Here is a 2,849-nt window from a genome sequence, read left to right as displayed (position 1 = left end):
CGTGACGTTCAAAATTACCTTTTCCAACAACGTTTACAGGACTATACCAACCAGTCTGAGTTTGGTACGGGCGGTAAATATACCCGAGCCATCCAAGCTATCACGGCATTTACGCAAGGCATGATGGGCAATAACATTGTCACCGCGATTGCTAATGGCTCAGCCCCTTATCTTGCCAAAGAAGTAAAAAACCAAGTCCAAGGTAACAGTGTTGAAAGTGATATTCAGCGCGCGCTTGCCCACGGTTTACTCAATGCCGGTCTTGCATTGGCAAAAGGTGAAAATGTGGCAGCACAAGCCACGGGTGCGATGACTGGTGAAACGGTGGGTATTTTATCGCATTCACTTTATGGCAAAGCTCCCGAAGAACTGACTGAGTCTGAAAAGCAGAATATAAGCGCATGGGCAACGTTAGCTTCGGGCATTGCCGGCGGTTTAATTAGCGATAATAGCGCAGGTGTCGCCAATGCCGCCCAAGCCGGGAAAGTGGTGGTTGAGAATAATGTCTTTGGTCCTAAGGATCTGCCAGCAGGAATGGCTGAGTATGGGCAAGCCATGTCATCACTGGCTATTTCGATGGCACGAAATGATAATAGTATAGAGGAAATTAATACAGCTTTAACAAGAGCAGCTAAAGGAATTCATCCAGAAGAGCAAGATCCTGCTTTGGGGATAATGATTGCATGGGGAAATATTACAGGTATACCGCTTGATGTATTTTTAATACAACAGAAGATGACACCTGAAAAAGCGGCTGAAATAGTGGGAAGTACTCCACCAACTACAACAGCGAAAGCCCTTCAATTTATCGCAGCAAAAACCTATTTGGCATTTGTTAAAAATGGGCAGTCAATTCCGAAGTGGGAAGGGGGTGAATATCTATATGATTTTAAGCCATCATCTACGCCTCTAGAATTAGTTCAGGAACAAGGTGGTAATGGTTTAAAAACAGCTTATATACGAATGGATCATATTCTTAAGGGAGAAGTAAAAATATATAAAAATGGTTTTCAAAAAGCAGGTGGAGGCCATTATTTAAGAGATCCAAATGTAAGGGTTGATAAATGGACTGCTATACCCGATATAAATGGTGTTTCAAAAGGGTATATATCAGTAAGAAATGAAGTAACAGGAAAATGGATAAAAAAACAAAGTGAAACAACATTTTTCCCTGAACACTGGTCTAAGCGACAAACCGCTCAGGAAATAGAGAGTGCATTTAAAAATTCAACAAATATACCAAACACAGAAAAATGGACTGGATATTCTGATAGTGGTGTTAAAATAGAAGGTTATTATGGCAAGCCGGATGGTTCAGGTGCAACGGCATGGCCCGTATTTGAAGGTAGGAGTACTAATGCTAAATGATAAAATAAATTTTTGGTGGAATAATAATAGTAAAGATTTTACACCCATAGGTAATAAATTATGGGTATCAACAGATAAAACCACCTTAGGCTATGGCTCTCGAGAATTAGCCGGCTGGTTGTCTGATGATATTCAATACTCACTAAATTCTATTGATATTTGGATAAACAATTTAACTAACTTACCCTCTAGTCGAGCACCCGATGGTTTTTTTGGTATGGGGAATGCCCATTGGGTGATGGTGACGAAAAATATGGTATTTATCGCCAATGAGTATGTGCAAGAACAGAGAGTTTTGTTAACCATTGATCAGTTACTTTATATTCTGGAACAATATAAAGCCTTTTTGGGCGGTAATTATACTGATCCTGATTTTCCACCTAAGCCGATTGATGTGGAATACATAGCTGAAGGGGAAGAGGCTATGAGAATTTATGCGACGCTGAAAGATTCTCACGGTTTGTTTTATTTAGAGGAGTAGTTTTTCTGTAATTGTTCTTGGATCTACTTCTAGTTCCTAAATAATCAACTGCTCAGCTTAGAGGATGAAGATAGGTTAAGGATAAAGGCCAAGTTGGCCCTGTAAATAATTCTGTGTATTTAGCTTACAGTGTCACTGACAACCAGATAGTCAACTGTTCAATTTAGCCATGTTGGGGAACCGTATTTCTACATGGTTCTGTGTTAAATTGTTATTTAATCAGCCTTATTTGTGTGTAATCAAGGGTTTGATATCAGTGTGGGTAAACATACCCAGCTTGATGGTGCAGTAATTAGCAGTACCGCAGAGGCTAAAAATAATCAGCTTGATACGGGCACATTAGGCTTTAGTGATATCCATAACTACGCAGAATATAAAGTTGAGCATCAATCTGGTGGTGTAAGTACCTCAGGGGGTGTTGAAGGCAATATGCTGGCGAATATGGGGCATCTAAATTGCAAGAGTTAATAGATAAAAGAGAAGAAAAATGAGAACAATAAAAAAAATACCACTTTTTATTTTTGCTATTATTTTATATTCCATAATAGGTATGTTAGGCTTATTATTAATAGGGGTTGTTGTTGATTTTTTTCTATTTGTTTTTGATTATTTTTATTTTAATACTCCTATTTCAATGTTATTCGAAGATTATAAGGTAGAAAAATTATTAAAAATGAGTGTAGGCGGTGGAGTTATTTTTGGTGTTAGTATTTTTATTATCCAATTAATGGAAATGAGAGAAAGATAATTTGATAATTTTTTATTAAATATTATTAACACTTTTATTTTAATATCTTAAATATAAATATGATGAGCCATGTTTTTACATGGCAAGTGCTTTATACATACAGGAAATGCTAGGTAATCATGTTGACAGCGCTGAAAACACCACTCAATCTGCGGTATCACAAGGCACATGGACAGTTCGTGATAGCGATAATCAACAGCAAGATATCGCGCAATTAAGCCAAGATACCGATAACGCCCACAGCACGTTAAA

The 2,849-nt window shown here is 37.9% G+C and carries 3 protein-coding genes and 1 pseudogene; all 4 read left to right on the top strand.

Translation table 11 applies throughout. The features are described from left to right. Positions 1 to 1,368: EndoU domain-containing protein (locus tag CUB63_RS17385; RefSeq protein ID WP_193524917.1), on the top strand; the 1,368-nt coding region annotated here is incomplete at its 5' end. Continuing rightward, positions 1,358 to 1,849 (top strand): hypothetical protein, encoded by a 492-nt coding sequence (locus CUB63_RS17380; protein WP_109848581.1) that lies wholly within the window; start codon positions 1,358 to 1,360, stop codon positions 1,847 to 1,849. The genes CUB63_RS17385 and CUB63_RS17380, both read left to right, overlap by 11 nt. Positions 1,850 to 2,086: 237 nt before the next feature. Further along, a pseudogene (locus CUB63_RS17375) lies at positions 2,087 to 2,299 on the top strand (VENN motif pre-toxin domain-containing protein); the annotation flags it as partial. Positions 2,300 to 2,336: 37 nt separating this feature from the next. Then, entirely contained in the window at positions 2,337 to 2,597 is a 261-nt protein-coding gene (locus CUB63_RS17370) for a hypothetical protein (protein WP_109848579.1), read from the top strand. Positions 2,598 to 2,849 lie beyond the last annotated feature (252 nt).

Origin of the sequence: Proteus penneri (assembly GCF_003144535.1) — a bacterium.
In the GTDB taxonomy this organism is placed as follows: domain Bacteria; phylum Pseudomonadota; class Gammaproteobacteria; order Enterobacterales; family Enterobacteriaceae; genus Proteus; species Proteus penneri.
This window is presented reverse-complemented; position numbering and strand designations above follow the sequence as displayed.

Excerpts from the sequence above, each read along its gene's own strand:
- CUB63_RS17380 (WP_109848581.1), top strand. The coding sequence starts at position 1,358 with ATGCTAAATGATAAAATAAATTTTTGGTGGAATAATAATAGTAAAGAT.
- CUB63_RS17370 (WP_109848579.1), top strand. The coding sequence starts at position 2,337 with ATGAGAACAATAAAAAAAATACCACTTTTTATTTTTGCTATTATTTTA.